The sequence below is a fragment of the Chelatococcus caeni genome (assembly GCF_014196925.1).
GTDB lineage: Bacteria > Pseudomonadota > Alphaproteobacteria > Rhizobiales > Beijerinckiaceae > Chelatococcus_A > Chelatococcus_A caeni.
In genome coordinates this window covers 36,525-59,647 of the sequence record NZ_JACIEN010000003.1, presented here as the reverse complement: position 1 = coordinate 59,647, position 23,123 = coordinate 36,525, and the positions used below count along the sequence as shown (strand labels likewise).

The window sequence follows — 23,123 nt, the reverse complement described above, 5'->3', positions numbered from 1 at the left end:
GGTTCACCATGTCGCATGATTTCAGGGTCGGCATCGCCGGCCTCGGCACGGTCGGCGCTTCCGCCGTGCGCATGCTTGCCCGTCAGGACGAGCAGCTTACCGCCCGTCTCGGACGCCGGGTGAGGGTGACCGCCGTGACCGCGCGCGACCGCACGCGCGAGCGTGGCTTCGATCTCGCGACGCTCACGTGGTTCGACGATCCGGTCGCGCTCGCCCGCAGCGGCGACATCGACTGTTTCGTCGAGCTCATCGGCGGGGAGGACGGCCCGGCGCTCGAGGCCGTCACCGCGGCGTTGGAGACCGGCAAGCACGTCGTCACCGCCAACAAGGCGCTGCTCGCCCGGCACGGCGTGACGCTCGCCGCGCTCGCCGAGAAGAAGGGCGTGTCGCTCGCCTTCGAGGCTTCGGTCGCCGGCGGCATTCCCGTCATCAAGACGCTGCGCGAGGCGCTCGGCGGCAACAGCGTCAGCCGCGTCTACGGCATCCTCAACGGCACCTGCAACTACATCCTCTCGCGCATGGAGGCGGAGGGCCTGTCCTTCGACGAATGCCTCAAGGACGCGCAGCGGCTCGGCTATGCCGAGGCGGATCCGACCTTCGATATCGGCGGCTTCGACACGGCGCACAAGCTGTCGATCCTCACGAGCCTCGCCTTCGGCACCGAGATCGACGCCGAGGCGATCTATGTCGAGGGCATCTCCTCGATCAGCCCCATCGACATTCGCATGGCCGACGAGCTCGGCTACCGCATCAAGCTGCTCGGCGTCGCCGAGCGGACGAAGACGGGCATCGAGCAGCGCGTCCACCCCACGATGGTGCCGAAATCCTCCGCCATCGCGCAGGTGATGGGCGTGACCAATGCCGTCACCATCGACGCCGATGCGGTGCGCGAGGTCACGCTCGTCGGCCCGGGGGCGGGGGGCGACGCGACCGCCTCGGCCGTCGTCGCCGACATCTGCGACCTTGCCGCGGGCGGTGCAGGGCCGGCCTTCGGCGTGCCCGTCGGCGCGCTGCGCAAGCCCGAGCGCGCGGCGATGCGCATGCATACCGGCGGCTATTACGTGCGCCTCACCGCCTATGACAGGCCGGGCGCCGCGGCTTCCATCGTCACCCGCATGGCGGAGGCGGACATCTCGCTGGAGAGCATCGTCCAGCACCGGTCGGAAGATGCCGCCCAGCGGGATCCCTCCGGGCGCTCCGGCGCGCCGGTGCCGGTAGTGCTCATCACCTATGCGACGACGGAAGCAGCCATCCGCAAGGCGGTGGACAAGGTGATCGGCGACGGGCATGTCGCCGAGGCGCCACAAGTTATCCGTATTGAACGGGAGTGAGCTGCGGCTGATCGTGCCGCGCCAGCGAACAGGCTCGCACCTTGAATGATCCAGACGGCCGTTCCGGCCCCGCTGATCTGAACGGCCTTTAGGGAGATCCGACCGCGATGAGCGAGATTACCGTCAAGCCGAACCAGCTGATCGAACGCATCCTCACGCTGGAGCTCGTGCGCGTGACCGAGCGTGCCGCCGTCGCCGCGGCGCGGCTGCGCGGGCGCGGCAACGAGAAGGCGGCCGACCAGGCCGCGGTCGATGCCATGCGCCGGGAGCTCAACCGCCTGCCGATCGACGGCACCGTCGTCATCGGCGAGGGCGAGCGCGACGAGGCGCCGATGCTGTTCATCGGCGAGAAGGTCGGCAACACCAAGGGGCCGAAGGTCGACATCGCGGTCGATCCGCTCGAGGGCACGACGCTCTGCGCCAAGGACATGCCGGGTGCCATCACCGTCATGGCCATGGCCGAGGCGGGCACGCTGCTCGGCGCGCCCGACGTCTACATGCAGAAGATCGCCGTCGGTCCCGGCTATCCGGACGGGGTGATCGACCTCGACGCCTCGCCGGTGGACAACATCAACGCCCTCGCCAAGGCCAAGGGCGTCAAGCCGAACGAGATCAACGTGATGATGCTCGACCGGCCGCGCCACGCCGACATGATCGCGGCCGTGCGCAAGACGGGCGCCGGCATCCGCCTCATCACCGACGGCGACGTCGCCGGCGTCATCTTCACGGCGAACCCGGAAGAGACCGGCATCGACATGTATCTCGGCATCGGCGCCGCCCCGGAGGGCGTGCTCGCGGCCGGGGCGCTGCGCTGCGTCGGCGGCCAGATGCAGGCCCGCCTCATCCTCGACACGGCCGAGAAGCTCGACCGCGCGGCCAAGATGGGCGTCGACGACCCGAACCGGAAGTACCATCTGCTCGACCTCGCCTCGGGTGACGTCATCGTCGCCGCCACGGGCGTTACCAACGGCGCCCTTCTCTCGGGCGTGCGCTTCCGCAAGGACGTGATCGAGACGGAGACGGTGGTCTACCGCTCGGCCACGGGCACCGTGCGCCGCATCAAGGCCGAGCACCGGGAACTCGCCAAGTTCCATCTGGATTGATCGTTCTCCGGATCGGCTCACACGGCAGCCGCCGGGAGGGGAGGCACGATGTCGGAGGATGGCATTGTCGTGCGGCCGCTCGCGGCCGCGGACCGGGCGGCGTGGGACCCGCTGTGGCAGGGCTACCAGGCCTTCTACGGCATCTCCCTGCCGCCGGCGGTGACGGACGGCACCTTCGCGCGCATGCTCGATCCCGCCGAGCCGATCCATGGCCTCGGCGCCTTCGTCGACGGCGAGCTCGCGGCCATCGCGCATTACGTCTTCCATGCCACGACGTGGAGCCTCGCGCCGCGCTGCTACCTCAACGACCTCTTCACGGCCGAGGCGCAGCGGGGGCGCGGCCTGGGGCGGCGGCTCATCGAGGCGGTCTATGACGCGGCGCGCGCCGCCGGGGCGGAGCGCGTCTACTGGCTGACGCACAAGGACAACGCAGCGGGCCGGGCGCTTTATGACCGCGTGGCGGAAGATGCCGGCTTCATCCAGTACCGCAAGTCGCTGCCCTGATGCGCTCTTCCCTGATGCTTTCTTCCCCGGTGCTTCTACCCTGAGGCGGTTGGCCCCGCGGTGGCGCCGTGAATAATCGGGCCATGAGCGAATCATCCCTCGCGCGGGCCCCCATCGATTCCGTAGACAGTCCCGCGGCGGCGTCCCACGCGCCGCGCCCCTTTCTCGGTGTCCAACGCTCGGCCCTCGGCCGCATGTGGCGCGACCGGTGCGACGAGACGCAGGCGCTGCAGGCTCTCGCCATGGTGCAGCAGCACGGCCTGCCGGACATGGTGGCGCGCGTGCTCGCCGCACGCGGCGTCGCCGCGGGCGATGCCGTGCCGTTCCTCGAGCCGCGCCTGCGCGATCTCCTGCCAGACCCTTCCGTGCTGCGCGACATGAATGCCGCCGTCGCGCGGCTCGTCGCCGCGGCGGAGCGGGGCGAGCAGGTCGCGATCTTCGGCGACTACGACGTCGACGGCGCCTGTTCGGCCGCCCTCATCGGCGGCTTTCTCGGCCGCTGCGGCGTTCCCTACGTCATTCACATCCCGGACCGGCTGACGGAGGGCTACGGGCCCAACACGGCGGCCGTCACGGCGCTGCGGGAGGCGGGGGCGCGCCTTCTCGTCACCGTTGACTGCGGCACCGCGAGCCATGCGGTCTTCGCCCATGCGCGCGAGCTCGGCATGGATGTGGTCGTCATCGACCACCATCAGGCGCCGGCGGACCTGCCGCGCGTCGAGGCTCTCGTCAATCCGAACCGGCAGGACGATCTCTCCGGCCTCGGCCATCTCGCTGCGGCCGGGGTGGTCTTCCTCGTACTCGTCGCGCTCAATCGCGCGCTGCGGGAGGCCGGCTTCTGGCGGGCGGACCGGCCGCAGCCCGATCTTCTCGCCGAGCTCGACCTCGTGGCGCTGGCGACCGTGGCCGACGTCGTGCCGCTCAAGGGCCTCAACCGCGCCTTCGTGCGCCAGGGGCTCGCCGTCATGCGCCGGCGCGGCCGGGCGGGACTGACGGCGCTGATGGACACGGCCGCCCTGTCCGGACCGCCCGAGGCCTGGCACCTCGGTTTCCTGCTCGGGCCACGCATCAATGCCGGCGGGCGCATCGGCGATGCGGCGCTCGGCGCCCGGCTGCTCCTGACGCTGGACGATGCGGTGGCGCGGGGGACCGCGGCGGAGCTCGACCGGCTCAACAAGGAGCGCCAGGCCATCGAGCTCATCGCCGTCGAGGAGGCGATGGCGCAGGCGGACATGGCGCTCACGGCCGATCCCGACCGGGCGGTGCTCGTGGTGCACGCGCCGGACTGGCACCCGGGCGTCGTCGGCCTCGTCGCCGCGCGGGTGAAGGAGCGTTTCCAGAAACCCGCCTTCGCCTTTGCGGCGAACGGCGACGGCGGCCTCACCGGCTCCGGCCGCTCGATCGCCGGGGTCGATCTCGGCGCTGCGGTGCGCCGGCTGGTCGAGGCGGGGCAGGTGGCGAAGGGCGGCGGCCATGCCATGGCGGCCGGCGTGACGCTCGCCAATGACAGCCTGCCGGCCTTCACCGAGGCCATCGACGCCCTGCTGCGCGACAGCGTCGCGGTGGCGGGAGCGGACACGGCCCTCCTGGTCGACGGGGCGATGACGGCCGCCTCCGCCACGGCGGAGCTGATGGCGCGGCTTGCCGGGGCAGGGCCCTTCGGCTCCGGCCACCCGGAGCCGGTCTTCGCCTTCCCGCATCACATCCTCACGGAGGCGGCCGTCGTCGGTAACGGCCATGTGCGCCTCAAGCTGCGGGCCGGCGACGGCAGCCAGGTCGGCGGCATCGCCTTCCGCGCCGCCGACCAGCCGCTCGGCCGCGCGCTCCTTGCGGCGCGCGGCGAGCGTATCCACGCTGCCGGCAGCCTCGCCATCGACCGCTGGGGCGGGGCGGAGCGCGTCGACCTGCGGGTCACGGACGTGGCGCCCGCCACGCCCGGCAAGGCTGTGGATGGGGCCTGATCCACCGTTCTTCCCCGGCGGTTGTGCTTGCCGCGGCCGGCGAACCGCTCTATATGTCGCGCCGCTACCTCGCCTCGCGAGGCCGCGCGCCCATCGTCTAGCGGTCTAGGACGTCGCCCTTTCACGGCGAAAACAGGGGTTCGAGTCCCCTTGGGCGCGCCACCTAAATTCCCATAAAAATCAATATCTTAGGGTTGCGGGCGGGCTGCAAAATCGCAGAACACAACGCGAACTGGCCAGTTAAACTGGCCAGTTAAAACCGGCCAGCGGCCCACCAAGGCACCCGGTCCTCGGCCACCCACCGACGAATCGTCGAGACGTCGACGCGAAGAAGCGCGGCCAGCTCCTTCTGCCAGCCGCGCCTCCCGAAGCGGGCGATCGCCCGCGCTTTGAACTCAGCCCCGCTCATTCTGCGCGGAATGTCAACTGTCGATTTTTCGTATTTTTCGCAACTCGCTACACGCCGCCCACGCTGCGAGGCACCTGGGCCACCGGCCCGTGGTGCGACCACTGATCCCGGCCGGCGTAGTAGCCCCGGTTGAAGTAGCGGATCATGCCGGGGTTGAAACCGATGATCGCGCCGGTGGCTGGATCCTGTTCAATCTCGACGATAGCGCCGCCGACGTGCGCCTCGATCGACTTCTTGCGCATGAACGGGGTCTGGTCCTGGCAGCATCCGGTCTGGAGATACCAGACGTTCCGCACCAGGCCGGGGTCGAGCTTGTGGTAGTGGCCGAGCAGGATGATGGCCGGCTTCGTGCCGCCTTCCAGCGATTCGATGATCTTCTGCGGCCGATAGGAGAGGGCGTAGGCAGTGCCGCCGCCGGGGTGCACAACGGCCATGATGACCGACTTCCCGGTGTTGGCGTTCACGATCTCGACGTGCGCCTCCATGAAGCCGAGGTCATGCCAGTCCTCGCGCCCCGCCTGGCGGAACGTCGACTGGCAGTAGCGGCCGACGTCGACGCCCTCGCGCTGCGCATACCAGCCCTCGTGATCGTCGCCCCACACGGCGTAGGTCGAGATGCCCTCCCGCTCCGGCCACCGGTTCGCCAGCTCGCGGCACTGGTTGTCGAGTCCCGCCGTGTCGATATCGTATTTGTTGAACCGCGCCTCGCCGTCGATCCAGTTGCCCGTGTGGAACACATGCTCGACGCCGGCCGCGGCGAACCGGTCGTAGAGGTCGTCGACCACATCCCACCGGCTGTACTTCGATCCGGCGTGATTGTCGCCGATGGCGCCGAAGACGAGGCGGTTGTTGGCGTCGGTGTAGATGCGCAGCGGCTCGCCGGCCGTCCATGCCGGCTGATGCTGCCGCGCCACCTCGAAGCGCTCGCCGACCAGCATGACCGACACGCCGGTGCTGCGGAGCGTCTCGACCGCCGAGAGAGCCTGCGCGGCCGTGATGCCGAACCGCGACGACAGCTCCTCCAGCGAGGCGGGCGCGGTGCGTAGCGCCGCGGCCACCTTGGCGGCGAGATCCTCGCGCGGCTGCGCGGCCACAGCGCCGGATCGGAAGAGGCTCCAGTCGGGCTCGAAGTTCGGCTTGCCGGCCTCGGCAAGCTGCCGCTGGCGCCGGACCCAATTGGTAAGCGTCGCATCGTGGATCCCGAGCATCCTGGCCGCGACCTGCACCGCGGAACCCCGGCCGCCCATGTCGACGTTGAAGGGGTTGGCGCCGCCCCGGAGCGCCGCCTCGATGGCCTCCTTCCGGCGCCGGGACTCGTTCTCGTTGATCGGAGGTGTCGGCATTGCGTCTTTCCTTTCTTCCCAACTCACAACACTTCGGGCGCGCTACTTGCGGTAGCGCGTGCCTTCCCATCCCTCGACGGCGATCGGCAGGCCGGCGGCCCATGCCGGCACCTCGCCCATGATGCGCTCGAACTCCTCCAGCGAGCCCTCACCGAGGGCGCGCTCGGCGACAACCTCGTCGTGGACCGTGAGCACGATCGGATAACCGGCGGCCTCCAGGCGCACCATGGAATCGGCGAGCACGTCGCGAGCGATAGCCTGCGTCACGTTCTCGGCGAGCTTGCCGCCGTAGGTGTACTGCTCGCCCCATTTGTGGGTGCGGCTGTCGACGCCCATGTACTGGAGCGTCCGCTTTGTCGTGCCCCACGACGTCGCCTTCTCGACAAGCTTCGGGTAGGGGTAGCAGAGCGGCCGTCCGCTCGGCAGGAGCAGCCACAGGAACGAGCCGGCCACGCGGAACTTGACCGGAGCGGCGTAGGGGTCGCCGTATTCGTCGAGAACCGGAACGACCTTGCCGGGATGCTCGACCGCTTCGATGGCCGCGTTTTCGAGATCCTGCCAGTAGCACACGATCCGCGGGTGCTTGTGGCGCCACGCGCGCTTGACGACCTCGGCCGGAAGCCACGCCCGCTTGGCGATGCCCGAGGACTTGCCGTAGGCATCCCATGCCTCGTGCGCCTCGTCGACGAACCGCGGGTCGGCCGCCTCCATGACGATGTCGAAATACTCCTCGATCTTGAGGCCGTAGGTCTTTGCCATGGTGCGGAAAGCCGCCGGGCCGCCCTGGTAGCCGAGCGCCAGCTCGGAGACCTTGCCGATCTGGCGCCGGCTGTCCTTGCCGATCTCGCTCGGTGGCACGCCGAAGATGCCGCCGGCCGCGACCTTGTAGAGGTCCGGGCCGGTGCCGGCGTCATATGCCCGGAATGCGTCGAGCTTCCAGCGCTCCCCGGCCAGCCACGCGATGCCGCGCCCTTCGATGTTCGCGAAGTCGGCCGTGACGAACCGGGTGCCCGGCGCGGAGATGACGGTGCCGCGGATGCAATTCGCCACCGCCGAGATGGGCTCCTCGTACATCATGTCCATGACGTCGAGGTCGCCGACGAGGATGGCCTCGACGGCCTGGTCGACGTCGAAGCCGTCTTCCGGCCGCATGAGGTTCTGCGGCTGGAATCGCCGGCCGGCCCACCGCCCGGTGGACGCGGCGTGGAACTGGAGCATCATCTTCGAGCGGCCGTCGCTGCTCTTGCCGGCCATGAGCGCGTTGATCTTCGACACGCTGGCCTTGGCCGCCTGCCGGCGCAGTTCCAGCGCGCGGCGCACGTCGGCCGGCAGGTCGTCGCGCACTAGGATGTCGGTGAGCGTGTCCTTCGACAGGCTCGTCGCGTCGACGCCGCGCAGCTTCACGAACTCAAGGAGCTTCTGAACCTGCGAGCATGCAGTCACGCGCTGCTCGGTGACGCGCGCCATTTCCTTGTCGAGGCGCTCGGCCGTGGCCTTCACGATGCGCTTGGCGCTCTCGCACATGGCGACGTCGACATAGACGCCGCGATCGTTGATGCTCTGGTCGAGGTGCCACAGCGCCAGCTCGGACGGGGTGAGGGGCACAAGGCGCTTGTGAAGGGAGCGCTCGACCTCGACGTCATGCTGGCAATAGGTGTAGAGGCGCTCGCGTTTCTCCGGCTCATCCCACCACTGGATGCAGCCGCAGGCGAGGCCGAGGTTGCCGTAGAACTCGCCGGTGCCGTCGCAATAGGAGCACTTCGGGTCCGGCCCCTTCCGCGGCCGGCACATCTGGAGCATGAGCGCGCGGCCCTTGGTGTCCTTCTGGACGTCGAGCCCGAGCGCGCGGGCAGCGTTCTCCAACGAGCCCGGTAGCGCCATCGCATGCGCCATCACCATCGTGCAGCGCTGCCGCTCCAGCGGGATTTCCGGCCAGCCGTAGCGCGGGGCCATGATGTAGTGCTCGGCGAGGCGTTCAAACGCCGCGTTGTGGGCATACGCCAGCCAATCCGGGTTTTCGGCGGCTTCGACGAACTCGTCGGGCACCGGATCGCCGGGCACCCACAACTTTACCGGCCCTTCGTCGACGGCGTAGGCGCAGCACCAGACGTCGGTTGTGGCGTGCTCCATATAGGCGTGGGTGCCGGCGGCCTGGAGATCGACGACGGATCGGGTCTCGTAGTCGCGGTGGAGGATGTGCTTCATGCCGCGCCCCCCGGCTTGTCGACGATGTCGTAGGAGACGATCCCGAGCCCCGCCGGCCGCCAGATGCACCACATACAGTCGGTGTGCGGGGCGCCGGCACCCGTGAAATCAAGGCGCCAGTTGAGCGCGAGGATCTGGTGCGGGCGCCACCGGCGGAAGAGCGGCGCGCGGCGTTTGGCCTGCCAGAAATTGCTCTTGAGCAGGAGGGCCATGTGCCCGATGCCGAGACGCTCGGCGTGCTCGATGAACTGCTGCGCGAGCTTGAACGGGGGGTTGGTGACGATCGCGGCGCCCCATGCGCTACGCGTCCCGAGGAAGTCGATACCTCCCTTGCCGTAGCCGCGGTCGACGAGGTCGGTGGGCGTTACAGCGTAACCGGCCTTGCGCAGCACCTCCGCCAAGGCGCCGTCGCCGCAGGCCGGCTCCCACACCCCGCGGGGGAAGTCCTCGATCCAAGGCAAGAGCGCACGGGTGGCCTCGGGCGGCGTCGGGTAGAAGTCATCACTCCGGCGCTCGCCGCCGGAAAGCATCGCGTTCAGGACAGCCATGACTGCGGCGCCCCGTTCACGAGCCGGTAGAACATGAGCTTGAAGTGCGCCGCGGCGGCCTTCGGCCTCCACAGGTGCAGCGTCACGCCGAGGGGTTCGCCTGGCAGGCGCCACGGGGCCGGCTCCGGCCTCATGAGCTGCGCCTTCTCGTCGTGCAGGATCCGGTTATCGAGATCCTTGACCTCGGCCGGCCACGGGTGGGGCACGCCGAACTTCGCGGCGATCGCCCGCTCGACGGCCGCCTCGGCCTCGGCGTAGCCGCTGACGCTCCGCTTCACGGGCCGCGGCAGGTCGCACAGATAGGCCTCGGCCGCGTCGTGCAGCAGCGCGGCCAGCTTGTTCGGCGGCGATGCGCGCTCGGCGACGAGGACGCTGTGCTCGGCGACGCTGTAGAAGGCGCGGCAGTGGCCGTTGTAGCGGCACAGATTCCCGAGCGCGTGAGCGATATCGTCGATGTCGACGTCGTCGGGGCGGGGATCGAGTGGCCAGAACTGGCGGCCCGTGTAGGTCTGCATCCAGTCGCCTTTGCGGGTGTCCATTTTCGCAACTCGCAACATCAGGGGCGAAGTGAGCCCCATTGGTCAGCCATGGCCTCGGCGATGCCGGGAAACGTTCGGGACCGCTCTTTCCATCGGTCGGGGCCTGGGGGCGCCCGATGCACGCGCGACCACGCGCGGTGCTCCGGGGTGCCCGGCTTCGGAGGGATCAGTCGTTTGGTGGGGACGAGCGGGGGAAGCCCTTTGAGGTAGAAGCTCGTTGCCTTGAAGAAGGGGTCTCCGAACCACCAGGGCTGCACCGTTTGCGCCGGCGGCTGATAGTTGCGGATGCGCTCCTTCGCGTACCGGTGCATGACCGGGTTCTCGACAGCGATCCGGGGGATGGGCGCATTCCAGCAGGCCGAGAAGAGGTCGGCGCCTTCATCCAGCTCCCGCCACATCTCCTCGGCCGTGCGGCCAGGCGGGGGCACTTTGAGCCAACGGACGCCGGAGTTGCACAGACGGGTGCACGGCGGGTGCGCGACCATGAGCAGATCCCACCCGTCGTTGAGGTAGTTCCGCACGTCGCCGACAAGGTGCTTGTTGCTCCGGTCCTCGGCCGGTAGCAGGTCGCACGACCATGCGTCGTGTCCGCGGGCGGCGAACGCCCGGCGCACGATGCCCGAGAACTCGCAAGCGATGAGGACTCTCATTTTCGCAACTCGCAACAAAGAGGGCGGACGGGGGCCGTAGCCCCCGTCACGTTCAGGCCAGCATCTCGGAGAGGAGGTGCTCCTCGTACAGCTCGACGACCGCCTGGAAGTCCGATTCCTGCTTCTGGCGGCGCCGGGCCTCCTTGAACGCCTTCACGTCGAACCCGCGGGCCTTCATCTCGGCGTAGACCTCCTTCATGTCGTCACGAACCGATTTGGCCTCTTCCTCCAGCCGTTCGATGCGCTGCTGATAGCTGCGCAGCTCCTCGGTCGCGACGGCGCCGGAGTTGTGCCCGATCGAGGGGGTTCCTTCGCTCATGCCAGGAGCCCCTTGATCTTGTCGGCCGTTGCCTTCGCACGGTCGGCCTCACGGTTGTGGGCCTCGTGCTCGGCCATCAGCCGACCGCTCTCGACGAGCTTGCGCTGGCCTTCGGTCTTCTCCCTGTCGGCGAACGCCAGCAGGTCATCGACCATCTTCGAGAGTCCGGCCGTGATGCTCTCGAAGGTCTTCTTGCGCGGAATGACCTTCATTTTCGCAACTCCCAACAAGCGGGTCACACGAAAAGCGACGCCGCGTCCTCGCTGTCGTCCCCGCCGATGCCCTCGACCGGCTCGAACTCGCTCGACGCGGCCACGCGACCGCCGCCGATGGGCTCGTCGTCCTCGAGGAGCTGGACGTTCTGGAGGCCGAAGCTGACACCCTTGCCGCCGGTCGGGTGCTTCCACGCATACGGCCGCAGCGACACGAACGCCCACCGGCCGCCGTAGACCTCGTCGGCGCGGTCCTCGAAGACGTCCTTGCCCTCGCGGTCGGCCACGCCCGGCCGCTCGTTCGAACGGGCGCGGATCATGGTCGGGTACTCGTCCGCGTAGTCGGCGAACCGCTCCTGCTCCTCGGTCTTGATGAACGGCGTCTTCACCCCCTTGGCGTCCTTGCCGAACTCGGCAAACGCCGCGTCCTGGGCGCCCTTCTTGAGGAGGGCGATGTCGGCCGCCTTCGGGACGAGGATCGTGAGCTGGAACTTCGGTTCCTGGTCGCTCCCGCGAGGCGCCCACGGCTTGAACAGGGCCGGGTATACCATGCGGATACGCGGCGTGATGATGTTGCCGGTCTTCTGGCTGATGCGGCAGACCAACGGATTGATAGCCATGCGAATTTTCCCTTTTCTCAATTCACAACATCGATCTCACACTTTGAGCACGGCTCCGGCACGTGAGCGCCGATTCCACTGGTTGGCGGGGATGTCGGGGAATCTGCTAGTGCGCGCGCATCCCGGCGATGCATCCGCTCTCGCGGAAGGCCTCTTCCATGCCGTCGAGCGCAGCGGCGATAGCCGAGGAGTCGCCGGCCACGGTGGTGGCGATCTCCTGGTCGTTCAGAAGCAGCAGAACAACGTCGCCGTTGTGCAGGACGACGATAGGAACCTCCAGCCCCTCGAAGCTCCCCATCACCACATGCGAGAACGCCCACGCTTTCTGCCGCAGGACGGCCTCGATTGTCGCCAGGATCGGTTCCGTGTTGCGCATATCAAGCCTCCGCAAACTCGGTTTTCGCGTCCACACGAACCGCCGGTCTCTTGTCTTCTTCTGGAACAAGGTTCGTGCCAGATGATTTGCTGACGACGAGGTGCTTAATGTCGTCTTTATTCTTCTTGCCGATTACCGTCTCGGCCTTCGCCGGGGACAGCATCTTGCGCTCGTAGAGCGCCTCATCGTCGAGGCCGTAGACCATCGACAGGTAACTCGCCGCCTCGTCCTCGTCGCGCCACCGGCGTGTGGCGCGCTTGGCCACCAGCTTGAACCCCGGCGGCATGCGGCCTTCGGTGGCCTCTGCGTGGGCGAACTCCTCGACGCGACGGAACCAGTCCTTGAAGAGGTGCGCCTCCCGCAGGATGGCGGCCAACCGCTCCGGGGCGATCGTCGAAGGCTCGGACAACTTCAGCTCTCCATCCTCGGCGAACTCGATCCGCGCCAGCTCGGCGCGGCGCGCCCGGTTGGCCGGGCAGTCGGGGAGAGCGGGACAGAACTTGCACCACTCGCCGGCCTGGAGCGGCGCGTCCGGCTCCTCGGTCGCCTTGGCGGCGGCCTCCAACTCGAACCGCCATTCGAGGAGGGTGACGGCGTCGGTCTTCCACGTCTTGACCTCGTCGCCCTCGGCGCGCGGCTGCACGACGATAAGCTCGACCTCGTCGATGCCGCGGTTGTGGTAGCGGAGCGCCGCGCCCACCGCGTAGGTCATGAGCTGCTTGTTCTCGCGCGGATCGACCGCGACGCCCTTGCCGTGCTTGTAGTCGACGATGACGAGCTTGTGCGTCGACGGCCGGTAGAGCAGGAAGTCGCCCGTGCCGAAGATGTCCGGGTGCACCGACGACAGGTCGAGCCGCTGCTCGGTCTCGTACTCGTCGCCCTCCTGCACGAGGCTGCGCACGAGGTCGAGGTAGACTTGGACCGCCCCTGCCATCTCCTCGTCGATGGCGAACACGCGAGGCTTGCCTTCGAGCTGCGGCGGCATGGTCTCGTGCACCCTGCCGGTGTTGACGTCGACGCATCCGTCGAGGAAGCGGTCGGCGTCGAACCCGGTATTGAGGCACATCTCCGCCAGCGTATGCGCCGCGGTGCCCTCATCGGCCCAAATCGACGACCGGGACTCGATGCCGGCCGACAGCCGAACGGAGCCGGGGCAGTTCACCCAACGGCTGGCGGCTGACGGTGCCAACTTGGCGTGAGCGCGATCAGCGTGCGCCCGGCCTTCGGCGTGTTTGTCCTTCGCTTTGGTCATGGAGCACCGTGAACGAATAGTGAACATTTAGGATCATGGACCTATGCGGCGTCAAGCAGCTTGTCTGGCTTCCCTAGACATGTGCATATTGTCCTAGTCACCGATGGGTCTTGCGGATCTTGCGAAGAGCCGCGCCCGAGTACCGGGAACGCCGGTGTGCCGGCGGCTGCGGCTCGTACTTGATCGGCACTTCAACGAAGTCGTAGAGCTCGCCGGCCTGCTTGTGCCGGCGCCGGGGGACGAGCCGCCGATGCCGGGAAATCCCGACGACCGGCAGCGGATTTTCCGCCATGAACTTCTGACGGCGCGTCGGGACGGTCTTCGCGGCCGCAATCATGGTCGCGGCAGCGACGAGCCCGAGCGCAATGGGGTTCGGCTCACGCATTGTCCGGCATGTCCTGGATGCCAAGGGGGAGGGCCTGCTGATCCGGCCCGGACGCATCGTCCTGACGGAGCGCGTTCCGCTCGACGTAGGCGAGCAGCTCCTTGGCGATGGCCTTGGCGCGGTCCTCGTCGAGGTAGATCGACACCGTCCCCTGGTTGAGGATGAGATAGCCGTCGAAGAAAAACGCCATCACGTCGCCGCGGGTGCTGTCGATGACGGCCATCTCGCTCGTGCGGAAGGTCGTCACCCGATGTTCTCCTTCGCCGTCGCGATGACCTTCGGCCGCGCATTCTCGTCGACGTCGGCGAGGGACTCGGCCTCGGCGAGCGCCTCGAGCGCCCGGTCGGCGTCAGCGATGAAGGCGGCATACTGGTCCGCCTTGAGCGCCGAGATGTTCGGCTTCTCGACCTTCGGAAGATGCTTCCTGAACAGGGCGACACCGATCTCCGGCGCCAGGCGCTTGCACACCTCCATGAGCTTCGCGCGGCAGTCGTCGGCGGTATGGGCCGGCGCTTCTTCGGGCTCCGCGGGGGGCGCCTCGAACTTCTCCTCCGGCTGCGCTTCGGCCTCCGGCACGGGCTCGGCGACGGTCTTCTCGGCCGGCTCCTCCTTCGTGCGCTTCGTGGCGCGCTTCGGCTTCTCGGCCGCCTCGGGCGCCGGGGCGCTCGGCGTCGGCTCCGCCTCCGTCTCCCGCGGAGGCGGCGTGACACGCGCCTCTCGGCCGGCGAGGGCGAAGGCGCCGAGGGTGCCGAGCAGCTTCTGCGCCAGCTCCGGGCCTTCCGCGGCAGTGATTTCGAGCTTGATGGTCATGCGATTCTTCCTTTTTCCCAACTCGCAACATCAGGACCAAAGAGAGCGGATGTCCTGCATCTTCCGCAGGACCGCTTTCTGGACGTCCTCGTCGATCGAACCGGCGAGGGTGGCCACGCGCACGATGCAAGCGTTGCGCTGGCCGATACGGTGGATGCGCATCGCGGCCTGCTGGTTCTCCGCCGGCACCCACGATGTTTCGACGAACAGGAGGTCGCTCGAGGCCGTCAGCGTCAGGCCGGTGCCGGCCGCCTGGAGCTGGCCGATGAAGACGCGGCATGCGGGGTCGTTCTGGAAACTGTCGACGACCGCCTGCCGCACCGCCGGAGTCGTCGAGCCCGTGACCACGACTGCGCGGTCGAGCGCATCAGACAAAGCAGCGATGACTTCCTTGTGGTGAGCGAACAGGACAATCTTCGAACCGCCCGCGTCGAGCCAGTCGCGCACCCATTCGACCACGGGGGCTACCTTGGCGAGGCCGGTGAGACGGCGCAGACTCGCGACATGGGGCGCGATCTCGGCGAGACCGCCGACGCCCTTCTCCGCGAGCGTCTTTCGAATGACGTCCGATTCGACCATCCCGGCATCGTTGAGCGCTACCGGCAACCGGATGCCTTCGAGCGGCAGCGTGTCGAACCGGATCGGCGGCAAGTCGGTGAGCACCTCCTCCTTCCGGCGCCGGAGCACGAACGGGGCAATACGCTGGCGCAGCTCCTTGAGGTTCTTGCCGCCGGTGATCTTGATGCCGAAGCCGTTGTCGAACGTCTTGCAGAAGCGGCCGACGAACGGCCAGTAGGCCAATGGCTTGCCCGGAATCTTGGGGTTGAGGATCGCCTCGGGGAACACGGCGCGCGCCAGCGGCCACAGCTCCGCGGGATGGTTCGGCGTCGGCGTGCCGGTGAGCAGGAAGACATGCTTTGCGTGCTCGACCAGGCCGCCCTTGCCGTCACACTTCGGGCCGAATATCGCCTTGGTGCGCTTGGCGTCCTTGTTCTTGAGGTAGTGCGCCTCGTCGAGAATGAGGACGTCGCAAGTCGTCGCGCCGCCGAAGTCGTGCGCCTTGTTGTAGGACTTGACGAACAACTCCCCGCCGAAACCGGGCCAGAACTTCTTGAACTCGCGCCTCCAGTTCTCGCATAGCGACGCGGGGCACACGATGATGACGCGGCGCGCGGCAATTTTCTTCGCAGCCGCAATCGCCTGGGCCGTCTTGCCCAAGCCCATGTCGTCCGCTAGCAACCCGCGACCGACGCGCGCAAGGAAGGCGGCGCCTTCCTCCTGGTAGGGAAACAAGCCTGCGTCTTCTGCAACGTTCATTTTTCGCAACTCTCGACAATCAAGACGCATTTGTGGCGGCCTTCCTCCGATTTCCGGTCATGTCCTCCCCGAAGGGAAGCGCCGGCCCCGGATCGCCATGTTCTTCGTCACCTCGATCAGCATGTTCGTGGCGCGCGCGGAGGCGATGACATGCGTTGCGCCATAGATGTCGAGGATCGCCTGCTTGATAACGTCGGATTCGGAGCGGTCGCCCATCTTGGCGGCGTAAACCTTGCCGTACTCGACGGCCTCGTCGAACCCGATTTCGACCTCGATATTCTTCATCTCTAGTCTCCTTGGCTACTTCAAAAGCTCTTCGATTTCAGGTGACGAGGCCTGGTGCTCCGCCACGTACCAATGCGCGAGAGCCAACGCATCGATCTCGTTCTCGTCGCCGGAATGCGCGTATCCGCGCTCGTCGGCGGCGGCTCGCATGTGGTCCTTCGAGGCGTTGCCCTTCCCGGTCCAATGCTTCTTGATGGTGCCGACCGGCACGCCTTCGCAGGGCACCCCGCGGGTTTCGCACCAGCGGAGGAGGGTGGCCTGGAGACCGCCATAGATGTGCGCGGCATCGGTGCCGCGGTGCTTGCGCACTTCCTCGTAGACGACGTGCCGGAAGCCCACGAGCTTGTGCAGCTCGTCGAGGTGCCGCTCGAACCGGACGTAGCGCATGCTGACGGTGTCGTAGCGGCCGACCTTGAGGCGCCAGAAGCCGCAGCGCAGGCCGCGCTCATCGGCGCCGTAGGCCCATCCGGTCGTCGTCCCGAGGTCGAGCGCAAGGACCGTCACGCGACGATCTCCTCGACGTTGTCGTTATGAACCCACCCGAAGCCCCGGACAGCTACTCGCCATCGGTCGCCTGGGGTGTCGTCGACCTCGCTAACCTCGCCGGAACGAAGGTCGCAGCCGGCGCGGAACCGCACCACATCGCCGACCTTGGCACGTTTCCAGGCGGGTTCTTCGACAACCTCCAGAACGTCCGGCGAACACCACCAGCAATGGCCGTCTTTGCCGCGCACGTCTCTGTCGTGGCCGTCGTGGCCGTTGAAATCCTCGTCAAACTCGACCAGAACATGCATGCTACCGTACTCGCGGGCACGGAGCACACGACCGAGAAAGCCGATGCGCATGCCCGGATGGGCATCGGGCGGCAGATTACTCAGCCGGACCCGATCGCCGACCTTGAACTTCGGCGCTGGCCCCTCCTGCGCGGTCGTTGTCGTTTCGGCACTCGCCGCAACTCGCGCAACTTCGGCGCCGCAAGCGCCGTAGCCGGCCACGTCGACCCACGAGTCTTCGTGGTCCGGGGTCTCCTCCAGCCGTGCGAGCTTGAGGTCGACGCTCATCGTCGCAACGTCGACCGCGTCGAGCGCGACCGGCGCGCCGTTACTGTCGCACAGCGTGAGGCCGCGGTTCTGGAGATGGACGTTCCAGCGGCGCGCGATGCGCTCGAAATTCTCGGCCGGTGGGCCGTAGGCCTTGGGCCGCTTGTTCACGGCGTCGAGCGCCTTTTCCAGGATTTCCTTGCGGGTGTTCATTCGCAACTGCCTCTAGTCACGGAAGAAATCGGCGCAGAGGTGGAGCGCCAGCCATACGCAGAACACAGCGGCCAGCAGCTCCACCAGAAACTGCGTCACGAGAGATCGTCCTCTCCCCGCGTGAACCAGCACGCGGCGCCGAGCCCGACCATGCCGAGCAGGTAGCAACCGAGGGCGAGGAATACCTCAGCCCATCCGGTGAGTGCGCCGAGGACAATACCGGGAACGGCGAACGTCGCCAGCGTTCCCCAAAAGATGAAGTCGTTACGGGCCGAGGTGCTTTTGAATGCGGCCATCGTAATTCTCCATGAATGATCGAATCTTTTGCTCAGTCTTCGGCCGCGGTTTACGTCCGCGCTCAAGCTCACGGACCAGGTCGGGATCACCGGCGCAGAGATGCCCGAAGCGTGCCCGGCCCATGCCGTGGCTCCGCAGGAAGCTCTCGATCTCGGTCAAAAGCGACGTGGTCGTCATGTCCTTACGATTGACAATCCTGTAGGGTTTTGTCAATCCTATTTTTGCAACTCGCGCAATTTGCGCAGAACGCACCCGCACCAAGGAGAGCCCTCATGAAGCTCCTACTGCTTATCGGCGGCCTCGTGGTCGCCGGCCTGCTGGCGCTCGGCATCTACCGGGCGCTCCAACTCCTCGACCGCAAACCGCCAAGGAAACGCTGACATGCGCCGAGACCCGTTCGACCCCTTCGAGTCCGCCCCCTCGAGGCGATCGTTTTCCCCCTCTCAGAAAGGATTCTACATGCGTGCCCCCGCAATCGCGGCTCTTGCCGTCGCGGCATTCTTCACCGCCGTCACGACCCTCTTCGGCTCCTGGTACACCATCGACCAGGGCGAGCGCGGCGTCCTGCTGCGCAACGGTGCGGTCACCGGCGTGGCCGGCCCCGGCCTCGGCTTCAAGATGCCGATCGTCGACGACATCGTGACGTTCAGCGTGCAGGACCGCATCGTCACCTACGAGCGCCTCGCGGCCTACAGCCGGGACCAGCAGCCGGCCGACATGCAGGTCTCGGTCAACTACCGACTCGTGCCCGAGCAGGTCGTGGACATCTACTCGCGTTTCGGCAGCGAGGAGGCCGTCGTTGCCCGGCTGATCCAGCCGCGTGTCATGTCGGAGCTCAAGACGGTCTTCGGCCGCTTCAATGCCGTCACGGCGATCCAGGAGCGCGAGCGCCTTAACGCGGAGGTGAGGGCGGCCATCGCCGAGGCCGTCGCCGGGCCTGTGATTATCACCGGCGTGCAGATCGAGAACCTCGATTTCAGCGACGCCTACGAGGCCAGCATCGAACAGCGCATGCTTGCCGAGGTCGAGGTGCAGCGGCTCCGCCAGAACGCCGAGCGCGAGAAGGTGCAGGCCGAGATCACCGTCACCCAGGCGACCGCCAAGGCCGACGCCGTCCGTGCGCAGGCGCAGGCCGATGCGGATGCGATCAAGCTGCGCGGCGAGGCCGAGGCGCAGGCCATCCGCGCCCGCGGCGAGGCGCTGCGCGACAATCCGAACCTCGTCGGCCTGGTGCAGGCGGAGCGCTGGAACGGCCAGCTCCCGACCACGATGGTGCCCGGCGGCGCTGTGCCCATGCTCGGGCTCAACCGGTAACGGCCGCCTGCAATGACCGAACCGACACTGGAGCGCACGCTCTACGTGCTCGTGCGCAAGGACACCGGCGGATTCCTCCGGCGCAGGCTGCGCGATGGAAGCGCCGGCAACACCCCGCAACTCTACGAAGGCCCGAGCACGGCAATCTCGGCGGCGAAGAGGTCGCCCGACGTTGAAGACGTCGACGATTGGGAGGTCGTGCCGGTGCGCGTCCAAAGGCTCGAACAATGACCATCCGCCGGAGCGACGCCAACTCCGCCAACACGCAGGTGTCGATCTCGCACCGGTTGAATTTGCCCCGGTCGCACATCGACGCCCTGGCCGCGCACGCCGCGCGGCTCCGCGAAGACCCCGAATACCTCGCGCAGAAGCGCCGCAAGGCCGCCTTCGTCGGCGGCCTCACCGGCCGGCGCAACATTCCCGTCACGTTGCCCCGCGTGGGCTTCGCCGAAGGAGGCGACGCCGCCGCACCCACGGAGGCGGGACGAGATGAGTGACGGCTCGCGTCATCCCGTCCAACGGAAGCTACTCGCCGCGTTCGCGGCGCGTGGCTGGTGCGGGAACGTCCGGGCGCACGAGCTGCCCCCGGACAGCCCGTACATCGCCTATGTATCCGTGACGCTCGGCGATCGCCCCGACAAGCAGGTGCACGGCGGCGTTGCCATCGCGAAGGAAATGGCTGACCGCCCGGACATAGACGCCTGCATCGAGCGGCGCGTTGCCGCGCTCGCGCGGATCATGGGAAGGCTGCGCGAATCGCGTCCGAAGGAATCGCCGCCTCTCGCATCTCGCAACAGTTGACGGCGTATAAAAAGAGCCCGATGGTCGACCCATCGGGCTCTTCCCCTTCCCGCCAAGGAGATCCAGGCACTCGCCCGCCTAGACGGTTCAAGATATGGCACACATCGACTTGGACGACAAGCTCTCCGCAGCGCTGGACATCGCCGGCCGTGGCTTCCGCGTGTTCCCCCTCCGCGAGCGCGACAAGCTGCCAGCCATTTCCCGATTCCCGACGCGCGCCACGCAAGACGCAACACAGATTCGCGAGTGGTGGGTTGACCCCGCCGGGCTCGTGCAGCCGAACAACATCGGCATCGCGACAGGCAACGGCCTGCTCGTGCTCGACATCGACCAGAAGCCCGGCAAGCGCGGCGCCGACAGCCTCGACATGCTGCTCATGGCTTACGGCGAGCTGCCGGCGACCGTCGAGGCCCTCACGCCCTCGGGCGGCCGGCATCTCTACTTCCGCACGCCGCGCGACGTGGCCAACAGCCAGGGCGATCGCGGCGGCATCGCCGCCGGCATCGACGTGCGCTGCCATCACGGCTATGTCGTCGCCCCCGGCAGCGTCACCGCCGCCGGCAGCTATGAATGGGCGATCGGCCGCAGCCCCAAAGACCTGCCCATCGCCGACGCGCCGGATTGGCTCCTGTCATTGTGCGAAGCGCCTCGAGAGCGCAAGGAGACCGACGACACGCCGCTCGTCGACCTCGACACCGACGACGCCATTCGCCGCGCCGAGCGATGGCTCGCCGAATCCGCGCCCATCGCGATCGAGGGAGAGGGCGGGGACGTCACAACCTACCGCGTCGCCGCGCGGCTCAAGGACTTCGGCATCTCGCCCCCGCTCGCGTTCGAGATGCTCGCGAACCAGTGGAACGACCGGTGCCGGCCGCCGTGGCAACCCGACGAGCTGATGCGCAAGGTCGACAACGCCTATGCCTACGGCACCAGCCCGCCCGGCGTGCGCACGCCGCAGGCCGATTTCGGCCCCGCCGACTACGAGCCCCCGCCGCCAGCCCCGAAGCCCTACTTCACCGCCGAGGCCTTCACCGGCGAGCCCCCCGAGCGCCGCTGGATCGTCGAGGACTGGATCCCCGCCGGCACCGTGACGTCGATCTACGGTGACGGCGGCCTCGGCAAGACGCTCCTCGCGCAGCAGCTCATATATGCGTCTTCCACCGGCCGCCAATGGCTCGGCATGGACGCGGCGCCACGCAAGTGCCTCGCCGTGTTCTGTGAGGACGACCGCGACGAGCTGCACCGCCGCCACGCGGCGATTGTCGGCGGCCTCGGCTACGAGTTTGCCGATGGCCTGGCCAACGCGCTCATCTGGCCCCGCGTCGGCGAGGACAATCTCCTCGTGACGTTCGACGCGGCCGGGAAGCCAACCCGCACCCCGTTCCTACGCCAGCTCGCGAAAGCCGTGCTCGACGAGCGCGTCGAGCTTCTCGTGCTCGACACCGTCGCCGACATGTTCGGCGGCAACGAGAGCCTGCGCGCGCAGGTCAATTACTTCGTGAAGACGGTTTGCGGCGGCCTCATCAAGGCCGCGGCGCAACGCGGCGTCGAGCTTACCGTCATCATCCTGGCGCACCCGTCGCTCGCCGGCATGGCCACGGGGACGGGCTCCTCGGGCTCGACGGCCTGGAACAACGCCGTTCGCTCGCGCCTCTACCTCACCCGGCCGGAAGACGGCCGCGGCGACGAGCGCATCCTGTCCCGCAAAAAAGCGAACTATGCGGCGGCCGGCGACGACACGGCCATTCGCCTGCGGTGGGATGGCGGCGTGCTGCGGCCCCGTGATGAGGGCGACAACGATTGGCCCGCGCCTCACGAGCTGGCGGCCGTGGCGTCTGTCTTCGGGGAGGCTTGGGAGGCGGGCGCCCCGCTCTCTCCGCACCCGCAGACGAGAGCGACGGGCCGGTTCGCTCCTCGCGTGCTGCACCAGCGCCTCGGGATGGATGCGACAGAGGCGGCGCGCCTGGTCGATGATTGGCTCGGCAAGGGCATCCTCAAATACGAAGAATGCGACAAGCGCTCGAAGCTCAAAGGGCTCCGCGTCGTCAAATCCGTCGACGAGATATTCGCGATTGTCGGGGTTGCGGAGGTTGCGGAAGTCGCGCCGGAGACTTCCGCGGAACTTCCGCAGACGGAGGGGAACACCAGCTAAGTCATTGAAATCATTATGCGGAAGTCGGTTTGCGGAAGTCTTGCGGAAGTTGCGGGACTACAGGTGCTAAGTCATTGAAATCATTATGCGGAAGTCTTGCGGAAGTTGAGTGCGGAAGTCAGTCCCCCCTAAAGGGGGGAGGACTGACTTCCGCTGACGTCGCCGAGACGGGGGGACAGGCGGAGGTTTGCGGCGGTGGCCAGAAGACGCAAAGCGTGGTGGCTCGACCTGGTTGCACTCGACCCGACACCGGTTGGCCTCGACACCTGGAGACCGCCGATGCGGCGGGGCGACAAGCACACCCCGACCGCGATCGAGCGCATGAAGCGGGCGCAGCGTGCGCGGTGGCGTCGGGAGAAGCTGGAGCAGCGGCGCGCGGCGAAAGAGCGACGCCGGCAGCGCGGGAAGGCGCGGACGACGAGGCCGGTCGTCACGCTGGAGATGAAGATCGCGGCGAGACTCGAGCCGGGGCGGCGTTATTCGCAGCCGGAGGTTATCGAGGCGACGGGGCTCAAGCGGGGCTCGGTGGTCATGCGGCTCAAGACGATGCGCGAGCGCGGACTGTTGGAGCGGGAGCGTAATCCGGCCTGGAGGCCGCACGTCTACGTGAAGGGGTTGCCCATCAGCGTGCAGGCGAAGCGCGCGCCCGAATGGCTATACCGGCTGACGCCGGCCGGCGAGGAACTGCACGAGGCCGCCCGGCTTGTGATCTGAGGGTCGGTTGCGGTATCTCTTCGGCGGGCGGAGGGCTCGACGATGAGGATTGCGATTGTCGCGTGCGCCGTGCTCGTCGGCGGTTGCGTGTCGGCGAATGGGCAGCTTGACGTGTGGTTTGATATTGCGAGCCCACCCGGCAAGACGAGGGGTAAGGAGGCGTTCGACATGGACGCGGCCGGGTGCCGATTCGCGGCGCAATCAGCGATGCAGGGAAGGGCGCCGTTCGTGCCGTATAGCGGTACGAACGTGAACGCCGCGACTGCGAACCTCATCGGGGCGATGAGTGTGCCGGAGGCGCCTTCGGTCTCTGATTGCCTACTGGCAAAGGGATGGCGTTATCTAGGCAAGGCCCCCGACAGGGCGGAGGCCGATCGGATGATTGACAGATACAAGGCCTCCGCGGGGAGGTAGGAGAGCCCT

General features: G+C 67.7%; 27 protein-coding genes, 1 tRNA gene and 1 pseudogene. 11 read left to right on the top strand and 18 right to left on the bottom strand.

The window, feature by feature from the left end; genetic code table 11:
* Positions 1-8 precede the first annotated feature (8 nt).
* The 5 genes from GGR16_RS13120 to GGR16_RS13100 all read left to right on the top strand — a co-directional run bounded on the left by GGR16_RS13120 (position 9) and on the right by GGR16_RS13100 (position 5,061).
* The gene (locus GGR16_RS13120; RefSeq protein WP_019402979.1) at positions 9-1,331 is read left to right on the top strand and encodes a homoserine dehydrogenase; all 1,323 of its coding nucleotides are present in this window, start codon (positions 9-11) and stop codon (positions 1,329-1,331) included.
* A 107-nt stretch (positions 1,332-1,438) separates the two neighbouring features.
* A complete protein-coding gene (glpX, locus tag GGR16_RS13115; protein WP_019402980.1) occupies positions 1,439-2,434 on the top strand; it encodes a class II fructose-bisphosphatase in 996 nt (331 codons plus the stop codon).
* A 48-nt stretch (positions 2,435-2,482) separates the two neighbouring features.
* The gene (locus GGR16_RS13110; RefSeq protein ID WP_183316924.1) at positions 2,483-2,938 is read left to right on the top strand and encodes a GNAT family N-acetyltransferase; all 456 of its coding nucleotides are present in this window, start codon (positions 2,483-2,485) and stop codon (positions 2,936-2,938) included.
* Positions 2,939-3,132: 194 nt separating this feature from the next.
* Entirely contained in the window at positions 3,133-4,899 is a 1,767-nt protein-coding gene (gene recJ, locus GGR16_RS13105) for a single-stranded-DNA-specific exonuclease RecJ (RefSeq protein ID WP_246373103.1), read from the top strand.
* Between the two features lie 86 nt (positions 4,900-4,985).
* A tRNA-Glu gene (locus GGR16_RS13100) sits at positions 4,986-5,061 on the top strand.
* 294 nt (positions 5,062-5,355) lie between these two features.
* Here the strand turns inward: GGR16_RS13100 and GGR16_RS13095 are convergent.
* From GGR16_RS13095 to GGR16_RS13010, 18 genes and pseudogenes are all read right to left on the bottom strand, one after another.
* Positions 5,356-6,651, bottom strand: a complete 1,296-nt coding sequence (locus GGR16_RS13095; RefSeq protein ID WP_019402985.1) for a metallophosphoesterase family protein — start codon at positions 6,649-6,651, stop codon at positions 5,356-5,358.
* Positions 6,652-7,790: 1,139 nt separating this feature from the next.
* Positions 7,791-8,856 (bottom strand): annotated as a pseudogene (locus GGR16_RS26585) (hypothetical protein); the annotation flags it as partial.
* Positions 8,853-9,404 carry an SAM-dependent DNA methyltransferase gene (locus tag GGR16_RS13085; RefSeq protein ID WP_183316921.1) on the bottom strand — a complete coding sequence of 184 codons (552 nt, stop codon included), beginning with the start codon at positions 9,402-9,404 and terminating at the stop codon, positions 8,853-8,855. The gene GGR16_RS13085 and the pseudogene GGR16_RS26585, both read right to left, overlap by 4 nt.
* Positions 9,392-9,943 carry a phosphohydrolase gene (locus GGR16_RS13080; RefSeq protein WP_183316920.1) on the bottom strand — a complete coding sequence of 184 codons (552 nt, stop codon included), beginning with the start codon at positions 9,941-9,943 and terminating at the stop codon, positions 9,392-9,394. Before GGR16_RS13080 ends, GGR16_RS13085 begins: the two co-directional genes overlap by 13 nt.
* A gap of 17 nt (positions 9,944-9,960) precedes the next feature.
* On the bottom strand, positions 9,961-10,593 hold the full coding sequence (locus GGR16_RS13075; protein WP_019402989.1) for a hypothetical protein: 633 nt from the start codon (positions 10,591-10,593) through the stop codon (positions 9,961-9,963).
* 52 nt (positions 10,594-10,645) lie between these two features.
* Positions 10,646-10,912, bottom strand: coding sequence for a DUF2312 domain-containing protein (locus GGR16_RS13070; protein ID WP_019402990.1), 267 nt, complete (start codon positions 10,910-10,912; stop codon positions 10,646-10,648).
* Positions 10,909-11,124: a hypothetical protein gene (locus GGR16_RS13065; RefSeq protein WP_019402991.1), complete on the bottom strand. Its 216-nt coding sequence runs from the start codon at positions 11,122-11,124 to the stop codon at positions 10,909-10,911. The genes GGR16_RS13070 and GGR16_RS13065 overlap by 4 nt, the downstream gene beginning before the upstream one ends.
* A 23-nt stretch (positions 11,125-11,147) precedes the next feature.
* A complete protein-coding gene (locus GGR16_RS13060) occupies positions 11,148-11,744 on the bottom strand; it encodes an ssDNA-binding protein (RefSeq protein WP_183316919.1) in 597 nt (198 codons plus the stop codon).
* 106 nt (positions 11,745-11,850) lie between these two features.
* A complete protein-coding gene (locus GGR16_RS13055; protein WP_183316918.1) occupies positions 11,851-12,120 on the bottom strand; it encodes a hypothetical protein in 270 nt (89 codons plus the stop codon).
* A gap of 1 nt (position 12,121) precedes the next feature.
* Positions 12,122-13,372 (bottom strand): DUF2800 domain-containing protein, encoded by a 1,251-nt coding sequence (locus tag GGR16_RS13050; RefSeq protein ID WP_183316917.1) that lies wholly within the window; start codon positions 13,370-13,372, stop codon positions 12,122-12,124.
* Between the two features lie 97 nt (positions 13,373-13,469).
* Positions 13,470-13,757: a hypothetical protein gene (locus GGR16_RS13045; protein WP_183316916.1), complete on the bottom strand. Its 288-nt coding sequence runs from the start codon at positions 13,755-13,757 to the stop codon at positions 13,470-13,472.
* Positions 13,750-14,004, bottom strand: coding sequence for a hypothetical protein (locus GGR16_RS13040; RefSeq protein ID WP_183316915.1), 255 nt, complete (start codon positions 14,002-14,004; stop codon positions 13,750-13,752). The genes GGR16_RS13045 and GGR16_RS13040 overlap by 8 nt, the downstream gene beginning before the upstream one ends.
* On the bottom strand, positions 14,001-14,567 hold the full coding sequence (locus tag GGR16_RS13035) for a hypothetical protein (RefSeq protein WP_183316914.1): 567 nt from the start codon (positions 14,565-14,567) through the stop codon (positions 14,001-14,003). Before GGR16_RS13035 ends, GGR16_RS13040 begins: the two co-directional genes overlap by 4 nt.
* 30 nt (positions 14,568-14,597) lie before the next feature.
* Positions 14,598-15,884: a DEAD/DEAH box helicase gene (locus tag GGR16_RS13030; protein WP_183316913.1), complete on the bottom strand. Its 1,287-nt coding sequence runs from the start codon at positions 15,882-15,884 to the stop codon at positions 14,598-14,600.
* 57 nt (positions 15,885-15,941) lie between these two features.
* Complete coding sequence (locus GGR16_RS13025; protein ID WP_183316912.1) at positions 15,942-16,169, bottom strand: hypothetical protein; 228 nt, start codon at positions 16,167-16,169, stop codon at positions 15,942-15,944.
* Positions 16,170-16,184: 15 nt separating this feature from the next.
* Positions 16,185-16,673, bottom strand: coding sequence for a hypothetical protein (locus tag GGR16_RS13020; protein ID WP_183316911.1), 489 nt, complete (start codon positions 16,671-16,673; stop codon positions 16,185-16,187).
* Entirely contained in the window at positions 16,670-17,422 is a 753-nt protein-coding gene (locus tag GGR16_RS13015) for a DUF6378 domain-containing protein (protein ID WP_183316910.1), read from the bottom strand. The genes GGR16_RS13020 and GGR16_RS13015 overlap by 4 nt, the downstream gene beginning before the upstream one ends.
* Before the next feature lie 95 nt (positions 17,423-17,517).
* A complete protein-coding gene (locus GGR16_RS13010; protein WP_019403002.1) occupies positions 17,518-17,718 on the bottom strand; it encodes a hypothetical protein in 201 nt (66 codons plus the stop codon).
* 460 nt (positions 17,719-18,178) lie between these two features.
* Between GGR16_RS13010 and GGR16_RS13005 the strand changes: the two genes are divergently transcribed.
* From GGR16_RS13005 to GGR16_RS12980, 6 genes are all read left to right on the top strand, one after another.
* Complete coding sequence (locus tag GGR16_RS13005) at positions 18,179-19,033, top strand: prohibitin family protein (protein ID WP_183316909.1); 855 nt, start codon at positions 18,179-18,181, stop codon at positions 19,031-19,033.
* 12 nt (positions 19,034-19,045) lie between these two features.
* The gene (locus GGR16_RS13000) at positions 19,046-19,264 is read left to right on the top strand and encodes a hypothetical protein (protein WP_183316908.1); all 219 of its coding nucleotides are present in this window, start codon (positions 19,046-19,048) and stop codon (positions 19,262-19,264) included.
* Positions 19,261-19,530 carry a hypothetical protein gene (locus tag GGR16_RS12995; protein WP_183316907.1) on the top strand — a complete coding sequence of 90 codons (270 nt, stop codon included), beginning with the start codon at positions 19,261-19,263 and terminating at the stop codon, positions 19,528-19,530. The genes GGR16_RS13000 and GGR16_RS12995 overlap by 4 nt, the downstream gene beginning before the upstream one ends.
* A complete protein-coding gene (locus GGR16_RS12990) occupies positions 19,523-19,834 on the top strand; it encodes a hypothetical protein (protein ID WP_019403007.1) in 312 nt (103 codons plus the stop codon). The genes GGR16_RS12995 and GGR16_RS12990 overlap by 8 nt, the downstream gene beginning before the upstream one ends.
* Before the next feature lie 109 nt (positions 19,835-19,943).
* Positions 19,944-21,986, top strand: coding sequence for a bifunctional DNA primase/polymerase (locus GGR16_RS12985; protein WP_183316906.1), 2,043 nt, complete (start codon positions 19,944-19,946; stop codon positions 21,984-21,986).
* 195 nt (positions 21,987-22,181) lie between these two features.
* Entirely contained in the window at positions 22,182-22,700 is a 519-nt protein-coding gene (locus GGR16_RS12980; RefSeq protein WP_156332650.1) for a MarR family transcriptional regulator, read from the top strand.
* Positions 22,701-23,123 lie beyond the last annotated feature (423 nt).